The sequence below is a fragment of the Thalassovita gelatinovora genome (genome assembly GCF_001458355.1).
Classification (GTDB): domain Bacteria; phylum Pseudomonadota; class Alphaproteobacteria; order Rhodobacterales; family Rhodobacteraceae; genus Thalassobius; species Thalassobius gelatinovorus.
This window is the reverse complement of record NZ_CYSA01000018.1, coordinates 15,184-41,264: the sequence shown is the minus strand read 5'-3', so window position 1 is coordinate 41,264 and position 26,081 is coordinate 15,184. Positions and strand designations below refer to the sequence as shown.

At 59.2% G+C, this 26,081-nt stretch carries 27 protein-coding genes and 1 riboswitch; of the genes, 20 read left to right on the top strand and 7 right to left on the bottom strand.

Annotation, left to right across the window (positions count from 1 at the left end):
• Positions 1-12: 12 nt before the first annotated feature.
• Positions 13-1,386: an L-serine ammonia-lyase gene (locus TG4357_RS09910; RefSeq protein WP_058262740.1), complete on the bottom strand. Its 1,374-nt coding sequence runs from the start codon at positions 1,384-1,386 to the stop codon at positions 13-15.
• 79 nt (positions 1,387-1,465) lie between these two features.
• Between TG4357_RS09910 and TG4357_RS09905 the strand changes: the two genes are divergently transcribed.
• From TG4357_RS09905 to TG4357_RS09875, 7 genes are all read left to right on the top strand, one after another.
• The gene (locus TG4357_RS09905; protein ID WP_058262739.1) at positions 1,466-2,650 is read left to right on the top strand and encodes a Hint domain-containing protein; all 1,185 of its coding nucleotides are present in this window, start codon (positions 1,466-1,468) and stop codon (positions 2,648-2,650) included.
• Between the two features lie 90 nt (positions 2,651-2,740).
• Complete coding sequence (rpiA, locus tag TG4357_RS09900; RefSeq protein WP_058262738.1) at positions 2,741-3,529, top strand: ribose-5-phosphate isomerase RpiA; 789 nt, start codon at positions 2,741-2,743, stop codon at positions 3,527-3,529.
• 133 nt (positions 3,530-3,662) lie between these two features.
• Entirely contained in the window at positions 3,663-5,024 is a 1,362-nt protein-coding gene (gene gor / locus TG4357_RS09895) for a glutathione-disulfide reductase (RefSeq protein ID WP_058262737.1), read from the top strand.
• 76 nt (positions 5,025-5,100) lie between these two features.
• On the top strand, positions 5,101-6,243 hold the full coding sequence (gene hflK, locus TG4357_RS09890) for an FtsH protease activity modulator HflK (RefSeq protein WP_058262736.1): 1,143 nt from the start codon (positions 5,101-5,103) through the stop codon (positions 6,241-6,243).
• The gene (gene hflC / locus TG4357_RS09885; RefSeq protein WP_058262735.1) at positions 6,243-7,121 is read left to right on the top strand and encodes a protease modulator HflC; all 879 of its coding nucleotides are present in this window, start codon (positions 6,243-6,245) and stop codon (positions 7,119-7,121) included. Before hflK ends, hflC begins: the two co-directional genes overlap by 1 nt.
• Positions 7,121-7,315, top strand: a complete 195-nt coding sequence (locus TG4357_RS09880) for a DUF2065 domain-containing protein (protein WP_058262734.1) — start codon at positions 7,121-7,123, stop codon at positions 7,313-7,315. Before hflC ends, TG4357_RS09880 begins: the two co-directional genes overlap by 1 nt.
• Before the next feature lie 233 nt (positions 7,316-7,548).
• Positions 7,549-8,967, top strand: coding sequence for a Do family serine endopeptidase (locus tag TG4357_RS09875; protein ID WP_058262733.1), 1,419 nt, complete (start codon positions 7,549-7,551; stop codon positions 8,965-8,967).
• A 73-nt stretch (positions 8,968-9,040) separates the two neighbouring features.
• On the opposite strand, the gene TG4357_RS09870 is transcribed toward TG4357_RS09875, so the two are convergent.
• A complete protein-coding gene (locus TG4357_RS09870) occupies positions 9,041-9,577 on the bottom strand; it encodes a peptidoglycan-binding domain-containing protein (protein WP_058262732.1) in 537 nt (178 codons plus the stop codon).
• 192 nt (positions 9,578-9,769) lie between these two features.
• Here TG4357_RS09870 and TG4357_RS09865 point away from each other — a divergent pair, with 192 nt between their 5' ends.
• Together TG4357_RS09865 and TG4357_RS09860 are read left to right on the top strand one after the other, a co-directional pair.
• Positions 9,770-10,093 (top strand): 2Fe-2S iron-sulfur cluster-binding protein, encoded by a 324-nt coding sequence (locus TG4357_RS09865; protein WP_058262731.1) that lies wholly within the window; start codon positions 9,770-9,772, stop codon positions 10,091-10,093.
• Positions 10,093-10,845, top strand: coding sequence for a hypothetical protein (locus tag TG4357_RS09860; protein ID WP_058262730.1), 753 nt, complete (start codon positions 10,093-10,095; stop codon positions 10,843-10,845). Before TG4357_RS09865 ends, TG4357_RS09860 begins: the two co-directional genes overlap by 1 nt.
• A gap of 43 nt (positions 10,846-10,888) precedes the next feature.
• On the opposite strand, the gene TG4357_RS09855 is transcribed toward TG4357_RS09860, so the two are convergent.
• Together TG4357_RS09855 and purD are read right to left on the bottom strand one after the other, a co-directional pair.
• On the bottom strand, positions 10,889-11,491 hold the full coding sequence (locus TG4357_RS09855) for a LuxR family transcriptional regulator (RefSeq protein WP_058262729.1): 603 nt from the start codon (positions 11,489-11,491) through the stop codon (positions 10,889-10,891).
• A 105-nt stretch (positions 11,492-11,596) separates the two neighbouring features.
• The gene (gene purD / locus TG4357_RS09850) at positions 11,597-12,859 is read right to left on the bottom strand and encodes a phosphoribosylamine--glycine ligase (RefSeq protein ID WP_058262728.1); all 1,263 of its coding nucleotides are present in this window, start codon (positions 12,857-12,859) and stop codon (positions 11,597-11,599) included.
• 78 nt (positions 12,860-12,937) lie between these two features.
• Between purD and xseA the strand changes: the two genes are divergently transcribed.
• Positions 12,938-14,488: an exodeoxyribonuclease VII large subunit gene (xseA, locus tag TG4357_RS09845; protein ID WP_058262727.1), complete on the top strand. Its 1,551-nt coding sequence runs from the start codon at positions 12,938-12,940 to the stop codon at positions 14,486-14,488.
• Positions 14,489-14,551: 63 nt separating this feature from the next.
• Here the strand turns inward: xseA and TG4357_RS09840 are convergent, their stop codons facing one another.
• Positions 14,552-15,568, bottom strand: a complete 1,017-nt coding sequence (locus TG4357_RS09840; RefSeq protein ID WP_058262726.1) for an alkane 1-monooxygenase — start codon at positions 15,566-15,568, stop codon at positions 14,552-14,554.
• 154 nt (positions 15,569-15,722) lie between these two features.
• Positions 15,723-16,100 carry a hypothetical protein gene (locus TG4357_RS09835; protein WP_233487469.1) on the bottom strand — a complete coding sequence of 126 codons (378 nt, stop codon included), beginning with the start codon at positions 16,098-16,100 and terminating at the stop codon, positions 15,723-15,725.
• Positions 16,101-16,194: 94 nt separating this feature from the next.
• On the opposite strand from TG4357_RS09835, the gene TG4357_RS09830 reads away from it, so the two are divergent.
• The 5 genes from TG4357_RS09830 (at position 16,195) to TG4357_RS09810 (ending at position 20,088) form a co-directional block, all read left to right on the top strand.
• Positions 16,195-16,854, top strand: coding sequence for a lysoplasmalogenase family protein (locus TG4357_RS09830; RefSeq protein WP_058262724.1), 660 nt, complete (start codon positions 16,195-16,197; stop codon positions 16,852-16,854).
• Between the two features lie 118 nt (positions 16,855-16,972).
• A complete protein-coding gene (ftsY, locus tag TG4357_RS09825; RefSeq protein WP_058262723.1) occupies positions 16,973-18,139 on the top strand; it encodes a signal recognition particle-docking protein FtsY in 1,167 nt (388 codons plus the stop codon).
• Complete coding sequence (locus TG4357_RS09820) at positions 18,132-18,569, top strand: hypothetical protein (RefSeq protein ID WP_058262722.1); 438 nt, start codon at positions 18,132-18,134, stop codon at positions 18,567-18,569. The genes ftsY and TG4357_RS09820 overlap by 8 nt, the downstream gene beginning before the upstream one ends.
• The gene (locus TG4357_RS09815; protein WP_058262721.1) at positions 18,566-19,468 is read left to right on the top strand and encodes an EamA family transporter; all 903 of its coding nucleotides are present in this window, start codon (positions 18,566-18,568) and stop codon (positions 19,466-19,468) included. The genes TG4357_RS09820 and TG4357_RS09815 overlap by 4 nt, the downstream gene beginning before the upstream one ends.
• A gap of 11 nt (positions 19,469-19,479) precedes the next feature.
• Entirely contained in the window at positions 19,480-20,088 is a 609-nt protein-coding gene (locus tag TG4357_RS09810) for an inner membrane-spanning protein YciB (RefSeq protein WP_058262720.1), read from the top strand.
• Between the two features lie 42 nt (positions 20,089-20,130).
• Here the strand turns inward: TG4357_RS09810 and TG4357_RS09805 are convergent, their stop codons facing one another.
• Positions 20,131-20,838, bottom strand: coding sequence for a glutathione S-transferase family protein (locus TG4357_RS09805; protein ID WP_058262719.1), 708 nt, complete (start codon positions 20,836-20,838; stop codon positions 20,131-20,133).
• A 171-nt stretch (positions 20,839-21,009) separates the two neighbouring features.
• A riboswitch (SAM riboswitch) is annotated at positions 21,010-21,087 on the top strand.
• Positions 21,088-21,148: 61 nt separating this feature from the next.
• Here TG4357_RS09805 and TG4357_RS09800 point away from each other — a divergent pair.
• The 5 genes from TG4357_RS09800 (at position 21,149) to TG4357_RS09780 (ending at position 26,041) form a co-directional block, all read left to right on the top strand.
• A complete protein-coding gene (locus tag TG4357_RS09800) occupies positions 21,149-22,330 on the top strand; it encodes an aminotransferase class I/II-fold pyridoxal phosphate-dependent enzyme (RefSeq protein ID WP_058262718.1) in 1,182 nt (393 codons plus the stop codon).
• A 135-nt stretch (positions 22,331-22,465) separates the two neighbouring features.
• Positions 22,466-23,566 (top strand): GTP cyclohydrolase FolE2, encoded by a 1,101-nt coding sequence (folE2, locus tag TG4357_RS09795; protein WP_082644118.1) that lies wholly within the window; start codon positions 22,466-22,468, stop codon positions 23,564-23,566.
• Between the two features lie 198 nt (positions 23,567-23,764).
• Positions 23,765-24,112 (top strand): hypothetical protein, encoded by a 348-nt coding sequence (locus tag TG4357_RS09790; RefSeq protein ID WP_058262716.1) that lies wholly within the window; start codon positions 23,765-23,767, stop codon positions 24,110-24,112.
• Positions 24,113-24,239: 127 nt separating this feature from the next.
• Positions 24,240-24,467, top strand: coding sequence for a hypothetical protein (locus TG4357_RS09785; RefSeq protein ID WP_058262715.1), 228 nt, complete (start codon positions 24,240-24,242; stop codon positions 24,465-24,467).
• A gap of 125 nt (positions 24,468-24,592) precedes the next feature.
• Positions 24,593-26,041 (top strand): TrkH family potassium uptake protein, encoded by a 1,449-nt coding sequence (locus TG4357_RS09780; RefSeq protein ID WP_058262714.1) that lies wholly within the window; start codon positions 24,593-24,595, stop codon positions 26,039-26,041.
• Positions 26,042-26,081: the final 40 nt, after the last annotated feature.

The window sequence follows — 26,081 nt, the reverse complement described above, 5'->3', positions numbered from 1 at the left end:
CCCCGGCCCGGGTCAGCAATTGGGTACGTTGACCGCCAGTCCGCCAAGCGAGGTTTCCTTGTAATGTTCGTGCATGTCGCGACCGGTCTGGCGCATGGTTTCAATCGCCGCATCCAGCGGTACGAAATGATCGCCGGTCCCGCGCAGCGCCAATGAGGCGGCACTGACCGCCTTGATCGCGCCCAGTCCGTTGCGTTCGATGCAGGGCACCTGCACCAAGCCTTTGACCGGGTCGCAGGTCATTCCCAGATGATGTTCCAGCGCTATTTCGGCGGCGTTTTCGATCTGTTCGGGCGTGCCGCCCATCACCGCGCAGAACCCGGCGGCGGCCATTGCGGCGGCGCTGCCAACTTCGGCCTGGCATCCGGCTTCGGCACCGGAAATCGAGGCGTTGTGTTTGATCAGACCACCGATGGCGGCGGCGGTCAGCAGGAAATCGTCGATCCGCGTCAGGCTGGCCCCCGGCACATGGTCGAGCCAGTAGCGGATCACTGCGGGCAAAACCCCGGCGGCGCCGTTGGTGGGGGCGGTGACGACCTGCCCACCGGCGGCGTTTTCTTCGTTCACCGCCATTGCGTACATGCTGATCCAGTCGTTGATCACATGCGGTGCGGTCAGGTTCATTCCGCGTTCTGCCATCAGCGCGGCGTGGATTGGTTTCGCCCGCCGTTTGACCCGCAGACCGCCGGGCAATTCACCTTCGGTGGTCAAACCGCGATCAATACAGGCATTCATCACTTGCCAGATCCGGGTCAGCCCGGTTTTCAGGTTCTGATGGCCGCAACGCGACACTTCGTTGGCGGATTTCATCGCCGCGATGGTTTTGCCCGAACTTTGTGCCATCTCCAGCATTTCGGCGGCAGTTTTGAACGGGAACGGCACCGGGTCACCTTCGTCGGTGTTCTTGCCCGCTGCCAGCTCGGCTTCGGTCATCACGAAGCCGCCGCCGATGGAATAGAACACGTCGCGCAGAATCACGTCGCCTTGTTTGTCGGTAGCCATCAGCACCATGCCATTGGCATGGCCGGGCAAGGGGGGGCCATAATCAAAGGCCAGATCGGTTTCGGGGTCGAAACGCAGCGGTGGCAGGCCGGGTGGATTGACCGTTTTTGTACGGTGAATTTGGTCCAGCGCCGCTATGCTGGCGTCAAAATCAAAGGTTGCGGCTTCGAACCCGGCGAGGCCCAGAATGGTGGCGCGGTCGGTGGCGTGGCCGATCCCGGTAAAGGCCAATGACCCATGCAGCGAGGCGCGCAGCCCGGCAAAATCGAAAGGCGAGGCACGCATGCTGTCCAAAAAACGCGCCGCCGCCACCATTGGCCCCATCGTATGAGACGAAGACGGGCCGATCCCGATCTTGAACATGTCGAAAACCGATAGGAACATTCCCGGTCATCCCTTTTTCTGCACCCGTGACGGGAAGCCTAGCTTTGGCGGACAAGAAACTGCCACCGAAAAACGACCCATGCGGGAACAAACGCGCAATCCGGTCGATGCCGGTCAGGTCGTCGTCGGGCATTCAGGAAATATCAATCTCCGTCGTGTCATTTTGCAAATGCAGGTCGACCACGGCGGCAACGGCCCGCCCCGGGATACCGTGGCGACATCGAATGACCACGACAGGAGACCCATGCCGACACTTTCAGCCATTGGGGTAAACGATATCAACCTGACCGGTCCCGATCCATTCTTGTCGGGTATCGGACGCAATACCAGTAGCTTCAACGCGACCACGTTTACCGTGAATACCGATGCATGGGTCGACCTGACCCTGTATGACCGGGACAGGTATTTCGAGGATCAAGAGAACCGCCAACAGCTTACCGGCCATACCGAATTCGCCGGACAAACTTGGTCCCGCGGGACGGTTGTTACCAATGAGTACAGTTATATCGTGCATCCGGTCGGATCGACCGACCCCGATGATGAAATCACGTTGTATGTGCTTGATTTCGACGGTCAGATTACCGGCGTCGCCGCCGATAGCCGTCTTGTGCCGGGGACAACTTATGAAATCATCCCGGGCGGCAGCGATTATCCAACCGTGCCATATTCCGATCTGGCTGTTTGTTTCGCTTCGGGGACGCAGATCCTGACCGCTAGAGGATATGTGCCGGTGCAGCACTTGGTCGAAGGCGACATGGTTGAAACGCTGGATGATGGGCCACAGCCGCTGGCCTGGATTGGGACGCAGGACAGGCGCGGGATCATGGCCTTGGCTCCGGTGCGTGTCGGCAAGGGGATATTGGGCAATTCCCGGCCTTTGCTGTTGTCACAACAGCACCGGGTTCTGATCCGGCCGGGGCAGGGGATCATCCTGTCGCAGCGCGAAGAAACGCTGGTGCCGATCAAATCCATGGTCGGCCAGCGCGGGGTGACTTTGGCACCATGCGCATGGATTAAGTATTATCATCTTCTGTTCGATAAGCATCAGGTTCTCTGGGCCAACGGGGCGCTGGCCGAAAGCCTGTTGCCGGGGCCGATGGCGATCCGGGCGCTTGACGCCAAGGATCGAAGGCGGTTGTTCCGGACCTTTCCTGATCTAAAGTTGACCTCGGACTGGACCCCGGCGCGTACTTTGCTGCGCCCGGCGCAATGGCGGCGGTTCACTCGGAAACAGCAAGAAATTTTGTCACAGGCTGCTTTGTGACGGTGGTTTCCCCGAGTCGGGTGGATTTGGCTCTCGCGCCCAAGCGGCAACTTTCCTATAAGCGACCCAAATCGAAACGGAGTCACTGCCATGACCGGAGAATTGTCGCCCATCGACAAGGCCAAATTCGTTGCCGCCAAGAAATCGGTGGAATTCGTGGAAGACGGAATGCGCGTCGGTCTGGGGACCGGGTCAACCGCGGCTTGGATGGTGCGCTGTCTGGGCGAATTGGTGCGCGAAGACGGGCTTAAGATACGCGGCGTACCGACATCGACTCGCACCGCCGCCTTGGCCCGCGAAGTCGGTATCGAAGTGATCAGCCTCGACGAAGCCCGCTGGTTGGATCTGACCATCGACGGGGCGGATGAATTCGACGGCGAATTCAACCTAATCAAGGGCGGTGGCGGTGCGTTGCTGCAAGAAAAGATCGTGGCGACGGCCAGCGACCGGATGATCGTGATTTCCGATGTCAGCAAGGAAGTCGAAAATCTGGGGGCCTTCCCGTTGCCGGTCGAGGTGATCCCGTTCGGATGGCAGACGTCCAAGGCGCTGGTCGAAGAAATGCTCGACAGCATGGATGTGCTGGGCCAGTCCTCGACCCTGCGGATGAATGGCGACAGCCCCTTTTTCACCGACGAAGGCAATCACATCATCGATTTGCACCTGACCCGGATCGGCAATCCGCGGCAATTGGCGATGGTGCTGAACCAGATCCCCGGCGTGGTCGAAAACGGGCTGTTCATCGATATCTGCGACACCGTGATCGTCGGTTTCGGTGATGGCCGGGTGCAGGTGCGCGACATCAATGACGATTCGGTGGAAGAAGACAAACTGGAATTCGTCGACAGCGACAACCTGTTCACCGATCTGAGTGAATAGGTCCAGCTGAGACTGCCAAACCCTGCATGCCGCCCGGGCTTGACAAATAGTTGCAAGGCTCGGGGTTGGACTTGGTCCTGCGGCGGCATAGATGTGGGGCCAAAGACTGATATTTTACGGAAGATAGAACCAAATGACCTTCGACTATGACCTCTTCGTGATTGGTGGCGGATCGGGTGGCGTACGCGCGGCCCGGGTGGCGGCGGGCGAGACCGGTGCCAAGGTCGCCTTGGCCGAAGAAGACCGCTATGGCGGCACCTGCGTTATCCGGGGCTGCGTGCCGAAAAAGCTGATGGTGTTTGCTTCCGAATTCCCGGCGATGGCTGAAGAGGCCCGCGCCTATGGTTGGGACATGCCCACCGGCGCATTCGACTGGGGCGGGTTCAAGACCAAGCTGCATGCCGAACTCGACCGGTTGGAAGGCATCTATCGCAACATCTTGAAAAACAATGGCGTCGAAAGCTTCGATGCACGTGCGCGGGTCTTGGATGCGCATACGGTGGAACTGAGCACCGGCGAACGCAAAACCGCCAAGCATATCCTGCTGGCGATGGGTGGGCGCCCGGTCAAACCCGGCATTCCGGGTGAAGAGCTTGCCATCACTTCGAACGATATTTTCCACCTCGACAAACTGCCTGGATCGATCCTGATCCTTGGCGGTGGCTATATCGCCTGCGAATTCGCGGGCGTGTTGAACGGGTTGGGGGTCGCGGTTACGCAGTTCTATCGCGGTGCGCAGATCCTGCGCGGTTTCGACGGTGAAGCCCGTGGGCTGGTTTCCGAGGAAATGATCCAATCGGGGATCGATCTGCATCTGGGCACCAATATCCTGTCTATGGAACGCGATGCGTCGGGCGGCATCCGGGTGAAGGCCAGCAACGGCACCGAACGGGTGTTCGATCAGGTCATGTTCGCCACCGGCCGGGTGCCCAATAGCGATGATATGGGGCTGCAAGAGGTCGGCGTGAAACTGGGCCGTAACGGCAAGGTTCTGGTGGATGAATACAGTCAGACCGCCGTGCCATCGGTCTATGCCATCGGCGATGTCACCGATCGGGTCAACCTGACGCCCGTTGCGATCCGCGAAGGCATGGCGTTCGTCGAAACCGTGTTCAAGGGCAACCCGACGCCGGTCGATCACGATCTGATCCCGACCGCCATCTTCACCCAGCCTGAAATGGGCACCGTCGGGATGAGCGAAGAAGACGCCCGCGACCAAGGCCCGATCGAGGTGTATTGCAGTTCGTTCCGCCCGATGCGCAGCCTGTTTGCCGGCAGCGATGCGCGGGTTATGATGAAGCTGATCGTTTGCGCCGAAACCCGCAAGGTTCTGGGCTGTCATATCGTCGCGCCGGGGGCGGGCGAAATGATTCAGCTGGCCGGGATCGCGGTCAAAATGGGGGCGACCAAGGAAGATTTCGACCGTACAGTGGCGGTGCACCCGACTATGGCGGAAGAGATCGTCACCATGAAAGCGCCGGTTCGGCGCGCTTGACGGTTGAAATTTCTGCCAGATTGCACAGTTTAAGTGCAAGCTGGTAAAACGACACAACAGAGAGGTTCAAAAGCCAATGGCAGGCAATTCGGGCGGCCCCTGGGGCGGCGGCGGAAATAAGGGCGGTGATGATGACCGCAACAACGGGGGCGGACGTCGTCCTCAGGATGACGGGCCGCAAATTCCCGAAATCGACGAACTGATGAAAAAAGGTCAGGAACAATTGCGCGTGCTGATGGGCGGGCGCGGCGGCTCTGGTGGGCGCGGGACGTCCGGCGGTGGCGCGGGCGGTCCGAAACTGACCAAGGGCACCTTTGGTCTGGGCGCGCTGGTTCTGGTCGCGCTTTGGGCTTTTGGCAGCTTCTATACCGTCAAACCCGAAGAACAGTCGGTTGAATTGCTGCTGGGCAAATACAATGCCACCGGCAATCCGGGTCTGAATTTTGCCCCTTGGCCGATCGTGACCGCCGAAGTGGTCAACGTGACCTCGGAACGGACCGAAAGCATTGGTCTGTCGCGGGCAGGTCAAGATGCCGGACTGATGCTGACCACCGATGCGAATATCGTCGATATCGATTTTCAGGTGGTGTGGAACATCAACGATCCCGCCAAGCTGCTGTTCAACATCGCTGATCCGCGTCTGACGGTTCAGGCGGTATCGGAATCGGTGATGCGCGAAATCATCGCGGCCAGCAACCTAGCGCCGATCCTGAACCGGGATCGCGGCATCATCGCCGACACCGTCAAGGAAAACATCCAAGCGAGCCTCGACGAATATGAAAGCGGTATCAACATCGTCCGGGTGAACTTGGAAAAGGCCGATCCGCCACGCGAAGTGATCGACAGTTTCCGCGAAGTGCAGGCCGCCGAACAGGAACGCGACCGGTTGCAGCGTCAAGCAGACGCCTATGCCAACCGCGTTCTGGCCGAAGCCCGCGGTGAAGCGGCGCAGACATTGGAAGAATCCGAAGCCTACCGGGCGCAAGTCGTCAATGATGCTTTGGGTGAAGCCAGCCGGTTCAGTGCGGTTCTGGAAGAATACAGCAAGGCGCCGGATGTGACTCGCAAGCGTCTCTATCTGGAAACCATGGAAAAGGTGCTGGGGTCGGTTGATAAAATGATCCTCGACAGCGCGTTGACCGGGGCCGGTGGTGGTCAGGGCGTGGTGCCCTATCTGCCGCTGAACGAACTGCGCCGGTCCGAAGGGGAGAACAAGTGATGCGGAAACTGACTCTATTGATCCCGATCCTTGTCATTGCCCTGATCGGTGTTCTGTCTTCGGTCTTTGTCGTCGACGAACGCGAAAAGGCGTTGGTGCTGCAATTCGGTCAGATCAAGGCCGTGAAGGAAGATCCCGGTCTCAGCTTCAAAATCCCGTTGATTCAAGAAGTCGTAAAGTACGACGACCGGATTCTGTCTTTGGATACCGAAACCATCGAGGTGACGCCGTCCGATGACCGCCGTCTGGTGGTCGATGCGTTTACCCGTTACCGGATCAGCGATGTGGTCCAGTTCCGGCAAGCTGTCGGCGTCGGTGGTGTGCGGGTGGCCGAAGATCGGCTGGGGTCGATCCTGAATTCGCAGATCCGCGAAGTTCTCGGTGCGGATCAGGTGACCTCTGACACCATCTTGTCCGAAGATCGCCGCGAATTGATGAACCGGATCCGCAATCAGGCCCGCGACAGTGCGCGTAGTCTGGGCATCGAGGTTGTCGATGTGCGGCTCAAGCAGACCAACCTGCCGGAACAGAACCTCAACGCCACCTTTGCCCGGATGCGGGCGGAACGTGAACGCGAAGCGGCTGACGAAATCGCCCGCGGTAACGAAGCTGCGCAAAGGGTGCGGGCGCTGGCCGACCGGACCGTGGTCGAAACCATGTCCGAAGCGGAACGCGAAGCGCAGGTGATCCGCGGTGAAGCCGATGCAAAGCGGAACGGAATCTTTGCCGAAGCCTTCGGTGCTGACCCGGAATTCTTTGCCTTCTACCGGTCGTTGCAGGCCTATGAAAAAGCATTGCAGGGCAGCAATTCATCGATGGTGATGACGCCGGATAGCGAATTTTTCGACTATCTGAAATCGGACCGGGCGGCGAAGTAATGCAAACCGCGCTTCTGGCTCTCGGGCTGGTGCTGATCGTGGAGGGGCTGGCCTATGCGCTGGCCCCTTCGCTTGTGGTGCAGGTGCTGGAAATGCTGCGCGCCCTGCCCGAAACCACCCGCCGCAATATCGGGCTGGGGGCGCTTGCCATCGGTCTGTTACTGGTCTGGATCGCCAAAACGCTGGGCGCATGACCCGGCCAACCCCCTGTTTCATCTTGGCCCAAATACGTCCGGGGCTATGACGGCAGCGCCGCCATGCGAGACGGTTGCGCCGGCGCGCATGATCACGCTCAGTTGACGCGCAGAGAGCCGGATTGAGTTGCACATTGCGCCGCCAGCATGGAAGGTGTGGGCAGAACACTCAGAACAGAGGAGTCAAGGGAGTGAACAGTCTTGCAGTTTCAATTCCCCGCAATCGTAATGGTATGGTCAAAGCATTTTGGGTCGGTTTACTCGCCGGTCTGCTGATGCTGACGCAGACGCTTCAGGCCGCCGCGCGCCCCGACAGCTTGGCCGATCTGGCCAGCCAGATCAGCGATTCGGTGGTCAATATCACCACGACGACTGTGGTTGCGGGCAATACCGGACCCAACCCGATCGTACCCGAAGGCAGCCCGTTCGAAGATTTTTTCCGTGAATTTCAGGACCGCAACCGCGACGGTGACCGGCCGCGCCGGTCTTCGGCGCTGGGATCGGGATTCGTGATTTCCGAAGACGGGTATATCGTCACCAACAATCACGTGATCGAAAGCGCCGACGAGATCGTGATCGAATTTTTCTCCGGTGAAGAATTGGAAGCCACCGTCATCGGCACCGATCCCAACACCGATATCGCACTGCTGAAGGTCGAGGCGGACAAACCGCTGCCCTATGTCAACTTCGGTGACAGCGACACCGCGCGCGTCGGCGATTGGGTGATGGCGATGGGCAACCCGCTGGGGCAGGGCTTTTCGGTCTCTGCCGGGATCGTTTCGGCCCGTAATCGCGCTCTGTCGGGCAGCTACGACGATTACATCCAGACCGATGCGGCGATCAACCGGGGCAATTCCGGCGGTCCGCTGTTCAACATGGATGGTAACGTGGTTGGCGTGAACACCGCGATCCTCAGCCCCAATGGCGGGTCGATCGGGATCGGGTTTTCGATGGCGTCGAACGTGGTCAGCCGGGTGGTCGATCAGTTGCGCGAATACGGTGAAACCCGCCGCGGTTGGCTGGGCGTGCGCATTCAGGACGTGACCGACGATGTCGCCGAAGCGATGGGTCTGGAAAAAACCAAAGGGGCGCTGGTTACCGATGTGCCCGAAGGACCGGCGAAAGAAGGCGGCATGTTGCAGGGTGATGTGATCACCAGCTTTGACAATGTCGAAGTGGCCGATACCCGTGCCCTGGTGCGTCAGGTCGGTAATACCGATGTCGGCAAATCGGTTCGAGTGGTGGTGTTCCGCGACGGCAAGACCGAAACGTTGAAGATCACCTTGGGGCGGCGTGAAGAAGCCGAAGCCATTCCTGCGGCACAAACCCAGGACACCGAACCGGCGGCACCGAAGGAAATGCTGGGTCTGTCCCTTAGCCCGGTCACCGACGAGCTGACCGAGGAACTCAAGCTTAAACCCAACACCCAAGGGTTGGTGGTTCTGGACGTGGATGAAACCACCGAAGCCTATGAAAAGGGGCTGCGCGCCGGGGATCTGATTGCCGAAGCCGGGCAGCAGAAACTGACCTCGGTCGAGGATCTGGAAGACCGGGTCGGCGAAGCCCGCGATGCGGGTCGCAAATCGCTTCTGCTGCTGGTGCGCCGCGCCGGTGAACCGCGCTTTGTCGCCTTGTCGGTCAAGGAAGACTGACACCGCCCCGACCGAAACGACAAAAGGCCGCTGTCACAAGCGGCCTTTTTCATGCACGCGTCAAAGCGCAGGCTCAGGCATCGGGATTTTCCACCGCGATCAGGCCCAGTTTGCGCGCCGCCGCCAGCGACAGGATTCCCGAATCCAGCCCCTGAGGTTTTTGGTACTTGCGGATCGCGGTGCGGGTCCGGCCATCGATTTCGCCGCTTGGCGCACCGTAATAGAAGCCACGAACTTTCAGCGCGCGCTGCAATGTTTCGACGAATTCGACGGTAAGGTCATTGCTGCAGGGGGTTTCGAACCAGGTTTCCTTGCGTTCACGCACCACGGCCTGATGGACTTCGGTCTTATAAATCGCCGGTTGGATGACGCTGCCATCGGCAAGAACTTCGGCCGGTTGCAGCATGATCTGTTCGGTCACCGTTTCATAGATCGCAGGCACCACATGTTTGCCCCAGCAACTGTTCGGATCGGCCCCGGGCGGCGCGGTTTCGACCTGCCGCGTGACCTCGGGGTCAGAGGTCAGCGACGGTAACGGCAACGGATCGCCGCACCCGGCAAGCAGGCCGCAGACCCCGACGAGGCCCGGAAAAGAGGGCAGAATACGCATTGCTCGATAACTCATGCCATTTTTTTATTCACAACAGTGTAGCTTGTTTGACCTTTTGGCGAAAGAGACTTGAACACCCCCGCAACACCTGCGCCAAACGGCCATTCACGCAAAAGGGACTGGTCACTGGTGGCCAGCTTGGCTAGGAAGATCGTTGACACGGACAATGGTGAAAAGCAGGAGGCCAACCGAATGGCGAAAATTACCTATGTCGAATTTAACGGCACCGAACATGTTGTCGACGTCGCCAACGGTCTGACCGTGATGGAAGGCGCTCGCGACAATAACATCCCCGGCATCGAAGCCGATTGCGGCGGCGCTTGTGCCTGTTCGACCTGCCACGTTTATGTCGATCCGGCTTGGGTGGAAAAGCTGCCTAAAAAAGACGACATGGAAGAAGACATGCTGGATTTCGCCTTCGAACCTGACCCGGCACGATCGCGCCTGACCTGTCAGATCAAAGTCACCGATGACCTTGACGGTTTGGTCGTAAACATGCCCGAAAAGCAAATCTGATGCCGGTGCAGGCGCGGCGAACTGCGCTGCGCCTGTGGCATTGGTTTGCCCGCCGCGCGGCCCTGTCATTGGGCCTGTGGGCCACGTTGCAGGCGGTACCGGCGGCGGCCGATATTCAATCGGCGCGCTTTGTCGATCCGACGCCGCGCTATGCGCATGGTGTTTTTGGCGATCTGCTGGAATGGGCCGGGTTGCAGATCCGGTTGGCGGATGGCCGCAAGCTGCGCATCACTTTACCCCCCGATCAGGTGTTCGAAGATCAGGCCCCGCGGCTGATTGATGTCGACCTTGATGGCGATGCCGAAATCGTGGCGGTGCAGACCGACATCGCGCGCGGCGCGTCCCTTGTGATCTATGATGAAAACGGGTTGATCACGGCAACGCCGCCGATTGGCCAGACCCATCGTTGGCTGGCCCCGTTGGGCGGCACCGATCTGGATGGCGATGGCCGGGTCGAATTGGCTTATATCGACCGGCCGCACCTAGCCCGGACGCTGCGGGTCTGGCGATTCGAGGCCGGGCGGCTGACCGAAGTTGCATCGCTGGCCGGTCTGACCAATCACCGCTTTGGACAGGCCGATATTTCCGGTGGTATCCGCGATTGCGGCTCTGGCCCTGAAATTATTACCGCCGACGCTGATTGGCGCGATGTGATGGCGGTTCGGCTGGTAAAGGGGCGTCTTGTCGCCCGCGCTGTTGGGCATTTCGACGGGTCGGGAAGCTTTGCCCGCGCATTGGATTGTCACGACTGAGCAACTTCGGCGCCGAGACGGGTTTGATTGGATTTCAGGCGGGTCAGTGACCGCCGCTGCTGGCGACACGTTCGCCGCCAATCGAAACCAGCGACTGAAACAGCCCGGCCGTATTGGAGGCGCGGAATTTTTTGAGCAGGCGCGAACGGTGCACTTCGACGGTGCGGTGCGATATGCCAAGGCTGATCGCGATTTCCTTTGACGTCTTGCCTTCGCCGATCAGCGAAAACACTTCCCGTTCGCGTCGGGTCAGCGGGTAATAGGGCCTTGTGTCCGACAGATCGGCAAATGACCACACTGCCCGCCGGATCGGATCCTCTCGGGTGAAACTGTGGCCGCGCACACGGCACCAGAACAATTCGCCGGTTTTGCGCATCATCACCCGTTCATCCCAATAGGAATTGTTCTTGCGCAAATCCTTGTCGCCGCGATCACGGATATTCACGAATTCTTCCTGCGTCGGATAAAGCGGCGCAAAGCTTCGGTCGCGCAATTCCGACGGATCGTATCTGAACATGTGCGCAAAGGTCGGGTTACAGTCGCGGATCACCCGGTTTTCAGTCACCACTAGCCCCACCGGCGCGAATTCGTAAATAAGCTTGGTGAAGTCACCGGTTTCATATGCGTCTGATATCAGGTTCGCCATGTTTCGTGCTGTTCCGGTCCCTGAGGGATTGCAAGACTTGCCATGATAGAGATGTCGCCGGTTCGACGCAATTGCTTGCTGCACCGGCCACCCGAGCCCCACAGATCAGAGCGCACGCCAGCCAATGTCGCGGCGGCAGAACCCTGCGGGCCAGTCTATTTTATCCACCATCGCATAGGCGCGGTCCGCAGCTTCGCGCAAGGTTGCGCCGCGCGCGGTGACATTGAGAACCCGGCCGCCGATGGCGATGATTTGACCGTCTTTCGTGCCGGTCCCGGCATGGAAACACATTTCGAAACTGGTTTCCGGCAGTTCATCAAGGCCGCGGATCACGCTGCCCTTTTCATAGGCGCCGGGATAGCCATTGGCGGCCATGACAACGGATACGGCATGATCGTCGCCCCAATTGACCCGCGCCTCGGCCAGACGGCCCTCGGCGCAGGCCTGCATCAGGTCCAGCGCTTGCGCACCCAGCCGCATCATCAAAACCTGACATTCCGGATCGCCAAAGCGCACGTTATATTCCACCAGCCGCGGCTGACCGTCCTTGATCATGAACCCGGCATAAAGCACGCCCTGATACGGTGTGCCGCGCTCTGCCATTACCTTCATCGTCGGCCTGATGATTTCCGCCATCGCTTTTTCGGCGATGGCATCCGACAGCACCGGGGCAGGGGAATAGGCCCCCATACCGCCGGTATTCAGGCCGGTATCACCATCGCCGACGCGCTTGTGGTCCTGCGCGGTGCCGATTGGCAGGCAGGTTTCGCCATCCACCAGAATGAAAAACGATGCTTCTTCGCCTTCCATGAATTCTTCGATCACCACTTCGGCCCCGGCTTGCCCGAATTCACCGCCGAACATGTCGTCGATGGCGGCCAGCGCGGTCGCTTCGTCCATCGCTACGATCACACCCTTGCCCGCAGCCAAGCCATCGGCCTTGACCACGATCGGCGCGCCCTGTTCACGGATGTAAGCCTTGGCGGCCTCTGCATCGGTGAAATGGGCATAACCGGCCGTCGGGGCCTTGGCCGCGTCGCACACTTCCTTGGTGAAGCTTTTCGACGCTTCCAGCTTCGCGGCTGCTTCGGACGGACCGAACACCAGAACCCCGGCATCGCGCAGCCGGTCCGCCACCCCCGCCGCCAGCGGCGCTTCGGGGCCTATGATGACGAAATCGATGGTGTTTTCTTCGCAGAAATTCACCACCGCCGCACCGTTCAGAATGTCCAGACTGGCGCAGATCGCAATCGCGGCGATCCCGGCATTGCCCGGTGCCACGATCAGCTTGTCGCATTTGGGGTTCTGCATCACCGCCCATGCCAACGCATGTTCACGTCCGCCGCTGCCCAGGATCAGGATATTCATACCGGCTCTCTCCGCTTGGCCTTCTGTTTGACGCGTTCTAAGGTGGCTGGAGGCAGGAAACAAGACAGGCAAATCCCGATGTCCGATCTGATCGACGATCCCCGCGAAGGTGAAAACGCCCCGGAATTCAGCGTTTCGGAACTGTCCGGCGCGATCAAGCGGATGATCGAAGGCGAATTCGCCCATGTCCGTATCCGGGGCGAGGTCGGCCGGGTGTCGATGCCGCGCTCGGGGCATATCTATCTCGACCTCAAAGATGACCGTTCGGTGATTGCCGGGGTGATCTGGAAAGGTGTCGCCGCACGGCTGACCACCCGACCCGAAGAAGGGATGGAAGTCATCGCAACCGGTCGACTGACCACCTTTCCGGGCCAGTCGAAATATCAGATCGTGATCGAGGATATGAAACCGGCGGGCATGGGCGCGCTGATGGCGATGCTGGAAAAGCGCAAACAATTGCTGGCCGCCGAGGGCCTGTTCGCGCCAGATCGTAAACAGACGCTACCTTATTTGCCGGACGTGATCGGGGTGGTGACTTCGCCTTCGGGGGCGGTGATCCGCGACATCCTGCACCGGCTGCGCGACCGGTTCCCGCGCAAGGTGCTGATCTGGCCAGTCGCGGTGCAGGGCGAAAAATGCGCCCCCGAAGTGGCCCGCGCCATCGCGGGCTTCAACGCGCTCAGCCCGGGCGGTGCGCTGCCGCGCCCGGATCTGCTGATCGTGGCCCGTGGCGGTGGCTCGATCGAAGACCTTTGGGGCTTCAACGAAGAAATCGTGGCCCGCGCGGCGGCGGCCTCGGACATCCCACTGATTTCGGCGGTGGGGCATGAAACCGACACCACGCTGATCGATTTTGTGTCCGACATGCGCGCGCCCACGCCGACAGCGGCCGCCGAATTGGCGGTGCCGGTGCGGTTGGAATTGCTGGGCTGGCTTGATCAGCAACAGGCCCGGCTGACCCGGTCCCTGACCCAAGGGGTCGGCCAGCGTGGTCAACGCCTGCGCGATCTGTCGCGCGCGCTGCCGCGTGCCGACACGCTGCTGGACGGCCCGCGCCAGCGGCTTGATGGCTGGGGGGAACGGCTGCCGCAGGCGCTGATCCGCTCGGTGCAGCTGCGACAGGTGAAGCTGTCCGATATTCGCGGCGGGTTGCGCCCGGCCAATCTGACGCGCCGGATCGGAGCGGAAAAACGCGCCCTTTCGGCGCTCTCGCCGCGCTTGGCGACGGGGCTCCAGCGGGGTATCGATGCCAAGCGCGAAGCTTTGGGGCGACGCGCGGACCGGCTGAAGATCGAACCGCTGAAACGCGACGTGACCCGCAAACGTGATGAATTCACCGCGCTGTCAAAGCGCCTTTCTGACGTGGCCAACCGCCAGACCGCCGATTGGCAGGGCCGGGTCGAGGCGTTGGACCGGCTGCGTGAAACGCTGGGCTACAAGGCGACTTTGCAGCGTGGCTATGCGGTGGTGCGCGGCGATGGCGCGGTCGTCACCAACAAGAAAGCCGCCGCACAGGCGCAGGATCTTGAAATCGAATTCGCCGATGGCCGGTTGTCGCTGGCCGAGAAACCCGCACGAAAAACGGCCAATCCCAAACCGAATCCCCCGGAACAGGGCAGTCTGTTCTAAGCTTCTTCTGTTGTTAAATATCCTCGGGGGAATTGGCCGCAGGCCAAGGGGGCAGACAGCCCCCTACAATCCCAACGCCGCCAACCGCGCGTCCATCACCTTGCGCCACAATCCGGGCCACAGGGCGATCACGGCCATCACCGGCAGCGAATGCGGCAGCACCGGCATATCGGGGGTCAGCCGCAAAGCCGGGTAATGCCGGGCCGGATGGATGTGGTGATCGGAATGGCGCGGCGCGTTCAGCATCATCGCGCTGGAATAGCGGTGCGGGGTGTTCCAGCTGTGGTCGGGTCCGACCGCAACCGGTTTGTCATTCGCGCCCAGCCCGCGCTGCAACCCGTAATGCTGAACATAATCCGACAGCAGCATCTGCAACTGGGCATAGCCCGCCACCCCGATCAGCGCGGCACATCCTCCGGCGCCCCAGAACGCGGCGGCGATCGTCAGGGTCGCGGCGGCACCGACGACATAGTGGGTATAGGGGTGGCTCAGGATCGATTTTCGGCCAATCCGGGCACGGCGCCGGTTTTCCGCCATCAACCCGGCCTTGAACGGCCCGATCCAGCCGCGTTTGACAAAGCGCCAGAACCCTTCGCCCTTGTGGGCGGAACTGGGATCGGCGGCGGTGGCCACATGGATGTGATGAACCAGAAGATGCGCCGAAATGTGATGCCCGATCAGCAGGGTGATATAGACCATCTTGCCCAGCCCGGCGAACCAGCGATTACCGCGATGGATCAATTCATGCGCGTTGGGATGGCTGATCTGGCCGAAAAACAATCCAAACCCCACCAACAGCCCGGCGCGTTCCCATCCGCCCATGCCGCTATCGCCGCCAATCGCCCAGACCGCCAACGCCAGCATCGGCAGATGCAGCAGCGCCAGCAAAACCGACAACCCGTCACCGGCGGGAAATTCGGCATCGGGGCGGGATGTTTCGGCAGTTAAAAGCAGCCGGTCCATGCAGAGGGTGAAAACGGTGATGAACAGCAACGCGATCAGTACCCACACCCCGCCGAACAGCGCCGACAGGATCAGCAGACAGGCGGGGACCAGCGTGGCAAGGGTGAAAAGGACCATTGGGCATTCCTGCGGGTGGTGGATCACACGCCCCAAGCTAGCCCGAAGCCCATGCGGCGGCAATTCTTTCGGCGATCCCGCAGAAATGTTCTATATAGACATTTATTTACTCTTCAGGCCCAACATGTCGCCGAATAATATTGTAAAATGAAAACTATACCCCGACATCCGGCCCGAGGCACAGCATCGGTTCATCCGATTTATTGACCTCATAGAGCACGGTTTGATCGGGATCGTTTTCAAACCGGGCCACCAATCCCTCCGGGCTTTGGAAAAAGGTCCAGCATTGCGGGTCGGGTCCGTCTTCATAGACGAAACAGATCATTTCGCCGGATTCATACCATGTACCATCCTTGCATTCGCCATCCAGAAAGGACCAGCGTACTCGGCGATTTTCAAGATATTCCTCGCCGCCATAGGGGGCCATGTCATCGGCGTAATAAAACGTCTTGCCGCGCGTATAGGCGTCAAACTCCGCTCCCGACATGGCCTGTTCGGCCTGCAACGGGGCGGCGCAAAATAGCAGTGGCATAATCCATTTCATCCCGCCATCCTGAGCAACAAATGGCCAAAGGCCAAGTCACAATTGCGCGTGTTGGTTTGCGGCAGGGGATGGGACCGATTTCATGATGACGACAGCACCCTATGGTATCGCACCCGGTTTTCTGCTGATCGGCGGGGTGCTGTCTTTTGCATATCTGATCGGATTTTGCTGGCGCGGGCCGGGGGCGATCAAAACGCTGGTCAAAACCGGCGCGGTAGCGGTGCCCGCGCTTGGGGTCAGCCTTGCCGGGGCGCCGGGCTGGGCCTTGGCGGGGCTATGGGCCTGCGTGGCGGGGGATTTCCTGCTGTCGCGCCCCGGCGAGGCATGGCTGAAATCCGGCATCGCGGCCTTTGCGCTGGGCCATATTTTCTATGCTCTGGCCTTGGGGGGCGGGTTCGACCCGCAATTCGGTGCCGACTGGATCGGTTGGGCGATACCTTTGGCGCTGCTTTTGCTGGGGCTGTCGACCGAAATCTGGCTGATTCCGCATTGCGGATCGTTGAAGGGACCGGTGCGGTTCTATGTCCTGCTGATCTTGGGGATGGGCGGTATCGCGGCGCAATTACCGATTCCTCGGTTCCCGATCCTGGCCGGGGCGCTGAGCTTTATTCTGTCCGATCTGATCCTGTCGGTGATGCTTTTCGTGCTTTCTGGTGGTTGGTTCGGGCGGCTGGCGCCATTCTTGATCTGGTTCTTTTACTACGTCGCGCAAGTTCTTCTTTTCATGGGGTTTATGGGGTAAAAATACACGCCGCCCCACAGGGTTTTCCACAGTGCTATCCCCAAGGAAATAAGGCCCGGGGCTTCCAATGCCGGGTCAGAGTGGCTAGGTCAATTCAAATCCCTACGGAATCCCCCCGATGTCTTTTTTTGGAAAACTCAAACAGCGGCTGATGAAAACCTCGTCCCGGATCGAGGACGGATTGGATTCCATCGTTGAAGACGGCGGCGAGACCGAAGCGGCTGATACGCCGGACGCGGTCAGCCAAGACTTGCCGCAGCCCGAAGCCGTACCTGAGCCTGAACCGGCTGCCGTTTCCGAACCTGCCCCGGTCATACCGGACCCGAAACCGGAACAATCGGCGGAATCAACACCGTCACAACCCAAACCGTCGCAAGACACTGCGCCAGCCGAAGCCAAGCCGGGCCTGCTGGGCCGGATCATTGGCCGCAAGGATGCCAAGACGGTTACCCGCCGGGTGCTTGACGATGACATGCTTGAACAGCTCGAAGAGCTGTTGATCGCATCCGATATGGGGGTCGATACCGCGTTGCGCGTCACCGCCAATATCGCCGAAGGACGCTTTGGCCGCAAATTGTCAGTTGCCGAAATCAAGGGCCTGTTGGCCGATGAAATCGCCCGCATCATGAACCCGGTGGCCAAGCCGCTGCCGATCTATCCGAAAAAACCGCAAGTGGTTCTGGTTGTCGGTGTGAACGGGTCGGGCAAAACCACCACCATCGGCAAACTGGCCAGCCAATTCCGCGCTGCCGGCAAATCGGTGGTGATCGCGGCGGGCGACACGTTCCGCGCCGCAGCGGTGGAACAGTTGCAGGTCTGGGGCGACCGCGCCGGGGTGCCGGTGCTGACCGCGCCCGAAGGTTCGGACCCGGCATCATTGGCTTTCGATGCAATGACCAAGGCCGAAGCCGACGGGGCCGATCTGTTGTTGATCGATACGGCCGGGCGGTTGCAAAACCGTGCCGACCTGATGGAGGAACTGGCCAAGATCGTCCGGGTCATCCGCAAGAAAGACGAAACCGCACCGCATAACACGCTGCTGGTGTTGGATGCGACCACCGGCCAGAACGCACTGAGTCAGGTCGAGACGTTCCAGAAACTGGCCGATGTGTCGGGTCTGGTGATGACCAAGCTCGACGGCACAGCCAAGGGCGGCGTTCTGGTGGCGCTGGCCGACAAGTTCGGCCTGCCGATCCATGCGATCGGCGTGGGCGAGCAGATCGACGATCTGCAAGCCTTTGACCCCGAAGAATTTGCAAAGGCGCTGACAGGTCTTGATGCTTGAGATTCATGATACATTAAAGGGCGACCACGGCTGGGATATCGTGGCGATTCACATGGCCGTGGATGAGGTGATGGAATCGTCGCGCCTGAGCTATCCCTATCTTGGCGATGACGATTGGTCGGCGGGGCGGATTCTGTATTCCGAATGTATCGTGACCGATGGTGACGAAGTTGTCGGTGCCGGGCGTCTGATCTGGGATGTCGAAAGGGACAATGCGATCCCGCGGATTCAGGATTTCTGCCTGATGCGGGCCTATCGCAGCAGTTTCGTTGTTGATTCGATGATTTCATCCTTGATCGACGGTTATGCCGAAGACGCCGCCGGTGGCACCACGGTCCTGTCCCATGACGGTCAGGAAATCGACATTTCCGAACGGGTCGAAAGGTTGCGCGACATCGCTGCGGGTCAGTTTGAACCCCGCGTTATATGAGCGCTTGGCTGATCGGGCTGGAAGGCACCGAAGCCGGACATCAACTTGCCTTGATACTGGCCCTCTCGGCGGCCTTTCTGCATGCGGTGTTCGGGGCTTTGCAAAAGGGTCGGCACGATCCGTGGCTGTCGCGCGGGGCGATTGATTTCAGCTATGCGGTGATGGCGGCACCGATCGCGTTATTTATCGTGCCTTGGCCCGAACCGCATATGTGGCCGATTTTTGCCACCGCGATCGTTATCCATATCGGTTACAAATTCCTGCAAGCCTTCGCCTATACCAAGGGCGCTTATACCGTGGTTTACCCGGTGGTGCGCGGCACCGGTCCGTTGTTTGCGGTGATCGGGGCTTATTTCCTGTTCGGGGAAACCTTTACCTTGGTGCAATGGCTGGGGGTCGCGACCCTGCTGGCCGGGATTTTCGGCTTAGCGGTGTATAATCTGATCTTTCTGGAACTGAACCGCGATACGCTGGGGATTGCGCTGCTGCTGGCGGGCTTCACCGGCCTGTTCGTGGCGCTTTATACCACCTATGACGCCTATGGCATTCGCGCCACCGCCGACCCGTTCACCTTTCTGGCGTGGTTTTTCCTGTTCGATGGCTTGGTCATGCCGCCCATTGCTTTCCTGCGCTGGCGCAACATGGCGCAGCGCCCGGCGGTGGCACCGTTGATGCTGCGCGGCGTGTTCGGCGCGTTGGTAGCGTTTCTCAGTTTCGGGTCAATCATGTTGGCCACGCGGCTTGACAAGGTGGGCGAGGCTGCTGTTTTGAGGGAAACATCGACCGTTTTCGCGGCGCTGATCGGATGGTTGGTGTTGAAGGAAACGGTGGGGCCGCGCAGAATTGCGCTGATGACCTTGATCGCGGCGGGCGCGGTCATAGTTGAACTGGGAAGCTGACGGGAAATCTCATGGCAGGCAAGAAAATCAATCCGCTACTCAAATCGGGGCTCGAATTCGGCCCCATCGTAGCGTTTTTCGCGGCCTATCTGGTGTTGAAGGACAAGGTCTTTACCATCGGCGGTACCGAATATGGTGGGTTCATTCTGGTCACCGCCGGGTTCATCCCGCTGTTGATCCTGTCCACGCTGGTGCTGTGGCGGCTTAACGGGCATCTGTCGAAGATGCAGGTGGTGACGCTGGTTCTGGTGGTGGTGTTCGGCGGCATGTCGGTCTGGCTCAACGATGACAGGTTCTTCAAGATGAAGCCGACCCTGATCTATCTGCTGTTCGGTGGGGCGCTTTCGTTCGGGCTGCTGCGCGGGAAAAGCTATCTCGAAGACCTGATGGATGCCCATCTGCCGCTGACCAAGGAAGGCTGGATGGTGCTGACCCGGCGTTTGACCGGATTTTTCTTTGCGCTGGCAGTGCTGAACGAAGCGATCTGGCGCACCCAAAGCACCGAAGCCTGGGTCTATTTCAAAACCTTCGGGCTGACCGCAGCGGTGTTCTTGTTCTTCATGACCCAAGGTTCCTTGTTCAAGAAATACGGTCTGGAACAGGGCGGGGATCAGGGCTAGGCGCATTCAGGCGCGAAACACCCCGTTTCGCGCCTGATCGGTTCAGCCTTTTTGCCCGAACAGAACCTTCTGCGCATCCTTTTGATCCTGGAGCCGGGCACGTTTATCCGCTGCCAGATCGCGGCCTTTCTGAACGCCCTCGCGCGCCCCGACCTGATCCAGCCAGCGCACAAGGTGGGGTTTGTTTTCAAGGTCCTGTTCCTGACCTTTCCACAGCGATGCCCAAGGCCAGATCGCCATATCGGCGATGGAATAAAAATCACCCGCCGCGTATTCATGTTTGGCCAATTGGGTATCAAGCACGCGATAAAGCCGGCTGACTTCGTTGCGATAGCGGTCCTGCGCATAGGGCAGATCGTTGGGCGGGTCCATCGCGGGGGCATATTTCAGGAAATGATGCGCCTGGCCGGCCATCGGTCCGACCCCGCCCATCTGCCACATCAACCATTGATCCACCGCCACCCGGTCGCGTTCGGTTTCGCCATAGAACTGGCCGGTCTTGCGGGCCAGATATTGCAAGATGGCCCCGGATTCGAAGATCGAGATCGGCGCGTCATCCGGCCCTTTGGGGTCAATGATCGCGGGCATCCGATTGTTCGGTGCGATTTTCAGGAAATCGGGTTCGAACTGTTCACCGGTGCCGATATTGACCAGATGCAGGGTGTAGGGCAGGTTCATTTCCTCCAAAGCGATGGAAATTTTCCAACCATTTGGCGTGGGCCAGTAATATAGTTCGATCTGGTCTGACATGTCATGCTCCTTCAAATCGGTTTCATGATGAGGTTTTTGCAACCAGAGACAAGGGCTGTTTGTCCTGCAGCAGCGCCTCTTGGGCCAAGGATTTGGCTTCGTTTCCGAGGGCTGCTTAAATCAAGGGTACAGAACCGTGAAGGTTGACGCGAAATGCGCACCGGCGTAATTGAAGCGCCATGTGGCGATTTGTTACCGGATTGCGGGCCACGTTAAACATTCCGCTAAAGAGGTCAGGATGGAAGAGCCCCTTTCGCTTGGCCGCGTCGGGGCTTTTTTATTTGGCGCAGGATGTGCCGGAGGACGAAATATGAACGAAAGCTGGAAAAAGCGCACCAAACTGGTTCATGGCGGCATTCGTCGCAGCCAGTACAAAGAGGTCAGCGAAGCGATATTCCTGACCCAGGGTTTCGTCTATGACAGTGCCGAACAGGCCGAGGCCCGGTTCCAGAAGGCGGGCGAGGACGAATTCATCTATGCCCGCTATGGCAATCCCACCATGGCGATGTTCGAGGACCGGATTGCCGGCTATCTGGGCTATGAGGATGCGTTTGCCTGCGCGTCCGGCATGGCGGCAGTGAACGCGGCGTTGACCGCGCTGCTGAAAGCCGGGGATCACGTGGTCGCGTCGCGGGCGTTGTTCGGGTCCTGCTTGTACGTATTGCAGGACATCTTGGGCCGCTTCGGAGTCGATATCACGCTGGTCGATGGCACCGACAACGCCGCCTGGGCGGCGGCGATCGGGCCCGACACGACGCTGGTTTTCCTGGAATCGATTTCCAACCCGACGCTGGAAGTGATCGACCTGAAACACGTCTGCGATCTGGCGCATGCCAATGATGCGCTGGTGCTGGTCGATGACGCGATGGCGACGCCGGTCTTTTCCTATGCCAAGGCTTGTGGCGCGGATATTTCGATCATTTCGACCACCAAGCATGTGGACGGGCAGGGGCGGATGTTGGGCGGTGTGATCTGCGGCCCCAAGGATCTGATCCGTGGTCCGATCGAAACCTATGCCAAACATACCGGCGGGGCGATGAACCCGTTCACCGCCTGGACCCATCTGAAGGCGCTGGAAACGATGGAGCTCAGGGTTCGTGCGCAGGCCGCGGCAGCGCAACAGATTGCCGAGGACCTGTCAGGCCATACAAAGTTGACTGCGGTGCGCTATCCGACCCACGAGGATCATCCACAGCACGCATTGGCGCGCCGTCAGGCCCCGGCGGGTGGCACCGTTTTGACCTTCGAGGTCAAGGGCGGAAAAGACGCCTGTTTTCGGGTTTTAAATGCGCTGGAGGTCGTCACGATTTCTAATAATTTCGCAGATGCCAAATCCATCGCCACCCATCCGGCGACGACCACGCATCAACGCCTGCCACAGGATCAGAAGGATATTTTGGGGATCTCCGACGGGCTGGTGCGGTTTTCGGTTGGGCTGGAAGATCCCGACGACCTGATCGCCGATTTGAAACAGGCGCTGGAACGGGCGTGATTTCCGGGCCGGGCGGGGGCGGATCGTCGCCCGCGTCCAAACAGCCGTTTTCGGGTGAAATCACGACGGGAATTTGCAAACCGGCCCGACGGCCCTAAATTAGCATTGCTATCAGTTTGCCCAGGAGGCCAGGACATGAACGTCTTTATGCCCGAACTCAACAAACCGCTCAGCCGCGAAGATGCGGAACAGGCCTTGGCCCGGCTGAGAGATTGGGCGGCGCAGGCCACGCCAGAAGAAATTGCCGATCTCGATCCGGCTGTTTCGCGGTTGTTGCCCGATGCGGCATTGGGCAATTACCCGGCATTGCGGCGCGAATACCCCGAGGATTTCGCGGTCGATTCCGGCTATAAAGACAGCCTGCCCGATCTGCAAAACGGACCGGCCAGCCTGATCCGGGGTGCGAAACGGATCATTCAGCATGTCGGCATTTCCAATTTCCGTTTGCCGATCCGGTTCCACACCCGTGATGATGGGGACCTGTCGCTGGAAACCAGCGTTACCGGCACCGTCAGCCTTGAGGCGGAAAAGAAGGGCATCAACATGTCCCGCATCATGCGGTCCTTCTATCGGCATGCCGAAAAAACCTTCAGCTTCGAAGTGATCGAAGCGGCGCTGGAAGATTACAAAACCGATCTGGACAGTTTCGATGCGCGGATACAGATGCGGTTTTCCTATCCGGTGAAACTGTCTTCCTTGCGGTCGGGGTTGGAAGGGTTCCAATATTACGACATCGCGCTGGAACTGATCGAAACCGCAGGGACGCGCAAAAAAATCATCCATCTCGACTATGTCTATTCCTCGACCTGCCCGTGTTCTTTGGAACTGAGCGAACATGCGCGGCAATTTCGCGGCCAACTGGCAACGCCGCATTCGCAGCGGTCAGTGGCGCGGATTTCCGTCGTGGCGCAAGACGGTGAATGTCTTTGGTTCGAGGACCTGATCGATATGGTGCGCACCGCGGTACCGACCGAAACGCAAGTCATGGTCAAACGCGAAGATGAACAGGCCTTTGCCGAACTTAACGCGGCCAATCCGATCTTTGTCGAAGACGCGGCGCGGCTATTCGCGCAGCATCTGGAAGACGACCCGCGCGTTGGTGATTTTCGCATTGTGGCCAGCCATCAGGAAAGTCTGCACAGCCATGATGCCGTCAGCATCCTGACAGAAGGCGAAACCTTTTCCAGCGAAAGCATTGATCCGAAACTGTTCAACACGCTGTATCACGTCGGCTGATCTTGAGGTGCTTTGGTGCTTATAATTTGGGCACAGCGGGCGCTTTATTGCGGTAAATCCGCCGTTTTGGCCGGATCGCGTGGTTTGTCGTGACTTTGCCAAGCGGATTGATGAAGCATAGGAGCATTCATCACCTTGTAATATGCAGCCGCTAGTTAGGTTCAAAATACGCCCTTTGTTCCGAAAAAAGGATAGCAAATGATCCACGTCATGAACCCTTACCAAATGTCGACCGCCTTCTTTCGTCTGGCGTCGCTGAGCCTGGAATGCCAAATGGAGATGATGCAGGCGCTGTCAAAAATGTCGATGGCCGCGATACCCGCCTCAAAGACGCAAACAGGGGCAGAGACCGCAACCACCGTCGAGTCAGCACCGAAACGGAAAGTCGCGACCAAGCCTGCGACTGCCAGGTCGCATGGCGCAGCCAAGCCGCAGGCCGCCAAATCGCGCCAAACCCGCAAACCGTCGGCACCGCCGGTCATGCCTGAAACCAGTGCCAAGACCACGTCCGACGGCGAAGATTCCCAAGACAACATGCCGGTCTGAGGTGAAATTTGCTGCGTTGCAGCAAATGCAGGCCAGATATGTCTAAACGGTATTGGTAAAGTCAGTCAGGCTTACCTAAATTAAGAAGCAAGGGAGGAAACCAGAGAAGATAACCGAGGTTTCCAAAATGGCTACTCAAGCAACAAATCTGCCGGTTGAAAAGTCCGGCCTTCGTGTCCGTTTCGATGATTTCATGGCCGGTATTGCTACCGGAATGAACGCTTATATGGAACAGAAGTCGCGCAGCGCAGAAATCGAAGCGCTGAACGCCAAGACTGATGCGGAATTGGCTGCAATGGGATTGAAGCGCGAAAACATCGCCTACTATGTCTTCCGCGACATGTTCTACGTCTGATCCGTTTAGACATACAGCAGCGACCTTCATGGCCCCACGCCGGCATCTCCGGCGAGGGGCTTTGTTTTTGATACGATGTGTAAGTCGGCTTGACAGATTGTGCCGCCCGGGTCATCGCTGCATTCATGATTGATTTTCGACCCGTCGGGTATGTGATCGGCCTTCTGGTCGCGGCGCTGGGGTTGGCCATGCTGCCTCCGATGTTGGTCGATATAGCGGAAGGGCATGGCCATTGGCGCAGCTTTTCCGAAAGCGCAATACTGAGCGTGGTAATCGGGGGATTGACCGCGCTGGCCTGTCGCAATGGTTTGCGCGAAGGCCTGTCGATCCAGCAAACCTTCCTTCTGACCACGGGCGTTTGGGTGGCATTGCCGATGTTCGGTGCGCTGCCCTTCATGCTGGGGGAAACCGAAGCGCGCCCGGTGGACGCATTTTTCGAAGCGATGTCAGGGCTGACCACGACGGGGGCGACCGTCTTTACCGGTCTCGATGCCATGCCCAAGGGATTGTTGCTGTGGCGCGGTATTCTGCAATGGCTGGGTGGGATCGGCATCATCGTGGTGGCGATGGTGTTCTTGCCCGAATTGCGGGTGGGCGGAATGCAGATTTTCCGGTCCGAAAGCTTCGACACGATGGGCAAGATTCTGCCTCGCGCAACAGAAATCGCGTCGCAGATTTCGGTGATTTATTTTGCGCTGACGCTGACATGTCTGTTCACCTACATGATGCTGGGAATGGAAGCGTTCGATGCGACCGTGCATGCGCTGACCACGGTTTCGACGGGTGGCTTTTCCACCCATGATGCGTCCTTCAGCGCGTTTTCCGGCCCGTTGGAATATGTGGCTGCGGTTTTCATGGTTCTGGCGGCGCTTCCCTTCGTGCGGTACGTCCAGATGGTCAACGGCCATCGCACCGCCCTGCTGCGGGACAAGCAAGTCTATGGCTTTATCCTAGTGGTGGTGGCGCTGGTGGCTTTCACGACTTTGGTGCTACTGGCGGTCTTTCCGCATCACTGGGAAACGTCTTTCCGCGAGGCGGTGTTCAACATTACCTCGATTATCACCGGCACCGGATATGCCAGCGCCGATTACATGGCGTGGGGTAACCTGCTGATCACGGTGTTCTTTTTCACCGGTTTGATCGGTGGTTGCGCTGGCTCGACGGCCTGTTCGATCAAGATATTCCGCTACCAGATCCTGCTTGCCTCGATCAAAGCGCAGTTGAAGAAAACACGGTCCCCCAACGGGGTGTTCGTGCCGCGCTATGACGGCCGCAAGATCAGCGATGACGCGCTGAATTCGGTCATGTCATTTTTCGTGTTTTTTCTGGTGACACTGGGTCTTTTGTCTGTGGTGCTTGGGATGACCGGTCTGGATTTCATCACCGCGGTTTCCGGTGCGGCTTCGGCGCTGGCAAATATCGGCCCCGGATTGGGCGATACCATCGGTCCGGCGGGGACATTCGCCGATCTTAACGATACCGCGAAATGGGTGCTATCGTTGGCGATGCTGATCGGTCGGCTGGAACTGTTGGTGGTTTATGCGATGCTGACAGTCGCTTTCTGGCGTGGATAACAGGGCCTTTTCAGGGCGGATCGATAAGGTCGTCGCAAAG

Bases quoted from the DNA above. Each gene is read 5' to 3' on its own strand.
- TG4357_RS09910 (WP_058262740.1), bottom strand. From the start codon at position 1,386: ATGTTCCTATCGGTTTTCGACATGTTCAAGATCGGGATCGGCCCGTCT.
- TG4357_RS09905 (WP_058262739.1), top strand. From the start codon at position 1,466: ATGCGGGAACAAACGCGCAATCCGGTCGATGCCGGTCAGGTCGTCGTC.
- rpiA (WP_058262738.1), top strand. From the start codon at position 2,741: ATGACCGGAGAATTGTCGCCCATCGACAAGGCCAAATTCGTTGCCGCC.
- gor (WP_058262737.1), top strand. From the start codon at position 3,663: ATGACCTTCGACTATGACCTCTTCGTGATTGGTGGCGGATCGGGTGGC.
- hflK (WP_058262736.1), top strand. From the start codon at position 5,101: ATGGCAGGCAATTCGGGCGGCCCCTGGGGCGGCGGCGGAAATAAGGGC.
- hflC (WP_058262735.1), top strand. From the start codon at position 6,243: ATGCGGAAACTGACTCTATTGATCCCGATCCTTGTCATTGCCCTGATC.
- TG4357_RS09880 (WP_058262734.1), top strand. From the start codon at position 7,121: ATGCAAACCGCGCTTCTGGCTCTCGGGCTGGTGCTGATCGTGGAGGGG.
- TG4357_RS09875 (WP_058262733.1), top strand. From the start codon at position 7,549: ATGGTCAAAGCATTTTGGGTCGGTTTACTCGCCGGTCTGCTGATGCTG.
- TG4357_RS09870 (WP_058262732.1), bottom strand. From the start codon at position 9,577: ATGCGTATTCTGCCCTCTTTTCCGGGCCTCGTCGGGGTCTGCGGCCTG.
- TG4357_RS09865 (WP_058262731.1), top strand. From the start codon at position 9,770: ATGGCGAAAATTACCTATGTCGAATTTAACGGCACCGAACATGTTGTC.
- TG4357_RS09860 (WP_058262730.1), top strand. From the start codon at position 10,093: ATGCCGGTGCAGGCGCGGCGAACTGCGCTGCGCCTGTGGCATTGGTTT.
- TG4357_RS09855 (WP_058262729.1), bottom strand. From the start codon at position 11,491: ATGGCGAACCTGATATCAGACGCATATGAAACCGGTGACTTCACCAAG.
- purD (WP_058262728.1), bottom strand. From the start codon at position 12,859: ATGAATATCCTGATCCTGGGCAGCGGCGGACGTGAACATGCGTTGGCA.
- xseA (WP_058262727.1), top strand. From the start codon at position 12,938: ATGTCCGATCTGATCGACGATCCCCGCGAAGGTGAAAACGCCCCGGAA.
- TG4357_RS09840 (WP_058262726.1), bottom strand. From the start codon at position 15,568: ATGGTCCTTTTCACCCTTGCCACGCTGGTCCCCGCCTGTCTGCTGATC.
- TG4357_RS09835 (WP_233487469.1), bottom strand. From the start codon at position 16,100: ATGCCACTGCTATTTTGCGCCGCCCCGTTGCAGGCCGAACAGGCCATG.
- TG4357_RS09830 (WP_058262724.1), top strand. From the start codon at position 16,195: ATGATGACGACAGCACCCTATGGTATCGCACCCGGTTTTCTGCTGATC.
- ftsY (WP_058262723.1), top strand. From the start codon at position 16,973: ATGTCTTTTTTTGGAAAACTCAAACAGCGGCTGATGAAAACCTCGTCC.
- TG4357_RS09820 (WP_058262722.1), top strand. From the start codon at position 18,132: ATGCTTGAGATTCATGATACATTAAAGGGCGACCACGGCTGGGATATC.
- TG4357_RS09815 (WP_058262721.1), top strand. From the start codon at position 18,566: ATGAGCGCTTGGCTGATCGGGCTGGAAGGCACCGAAGCCGGACATCAA.
- TG4357_RS09810 (WP_058262720.1), top strand. From the start codon at position 19,480: ATGGCAGGCAAGAAAATCAATCCGCTACTCAAATCGGGGCTCGAATTC.
- TG4357_RS09805 (WP_058262719.1), bottom strand. From the start codon at position 20,838: ATGTCAGACCAGATCGAACTATATTACTGGCCCACGCCAAATGGTTGG.
- TG4357_RS09800 (WP_058262718.1), top strand. From the start codon at position 21,149: ATGAACGAAAGCTGGAAAAAGCGCACCAAACTGGTTCATGGCGGCATT.
- folE2 (WP_082644118.1), top strand. From the start codon at position 22,466: ATGAACGTCTTTATGCCCGAACTCAACAAACCGCTCAGCCGCGAAGAT.
- TG4357_RS09790 (WP_058262716.1), top strand. From the start codon at position 23,765: ATGATCCACGTCATGAACCCTTACCAAATGTCGACCGCCTTCTTTCGT.
- TG4357_RS09785 (WP_058262715.1), top strand. From the start codon at position 24,240: ATGGCTACTCAAGCAACAAATCTGCCGGTTGAAAAGTCCGGCCTTCGT.
- TG4357_RS09780 (WP_058262714.1), top strand. From the start codon at position 24,593: ATGATTGATTTTCGACCCGTCGGGTATGTGATCGGCCTTCTGGTCGCG.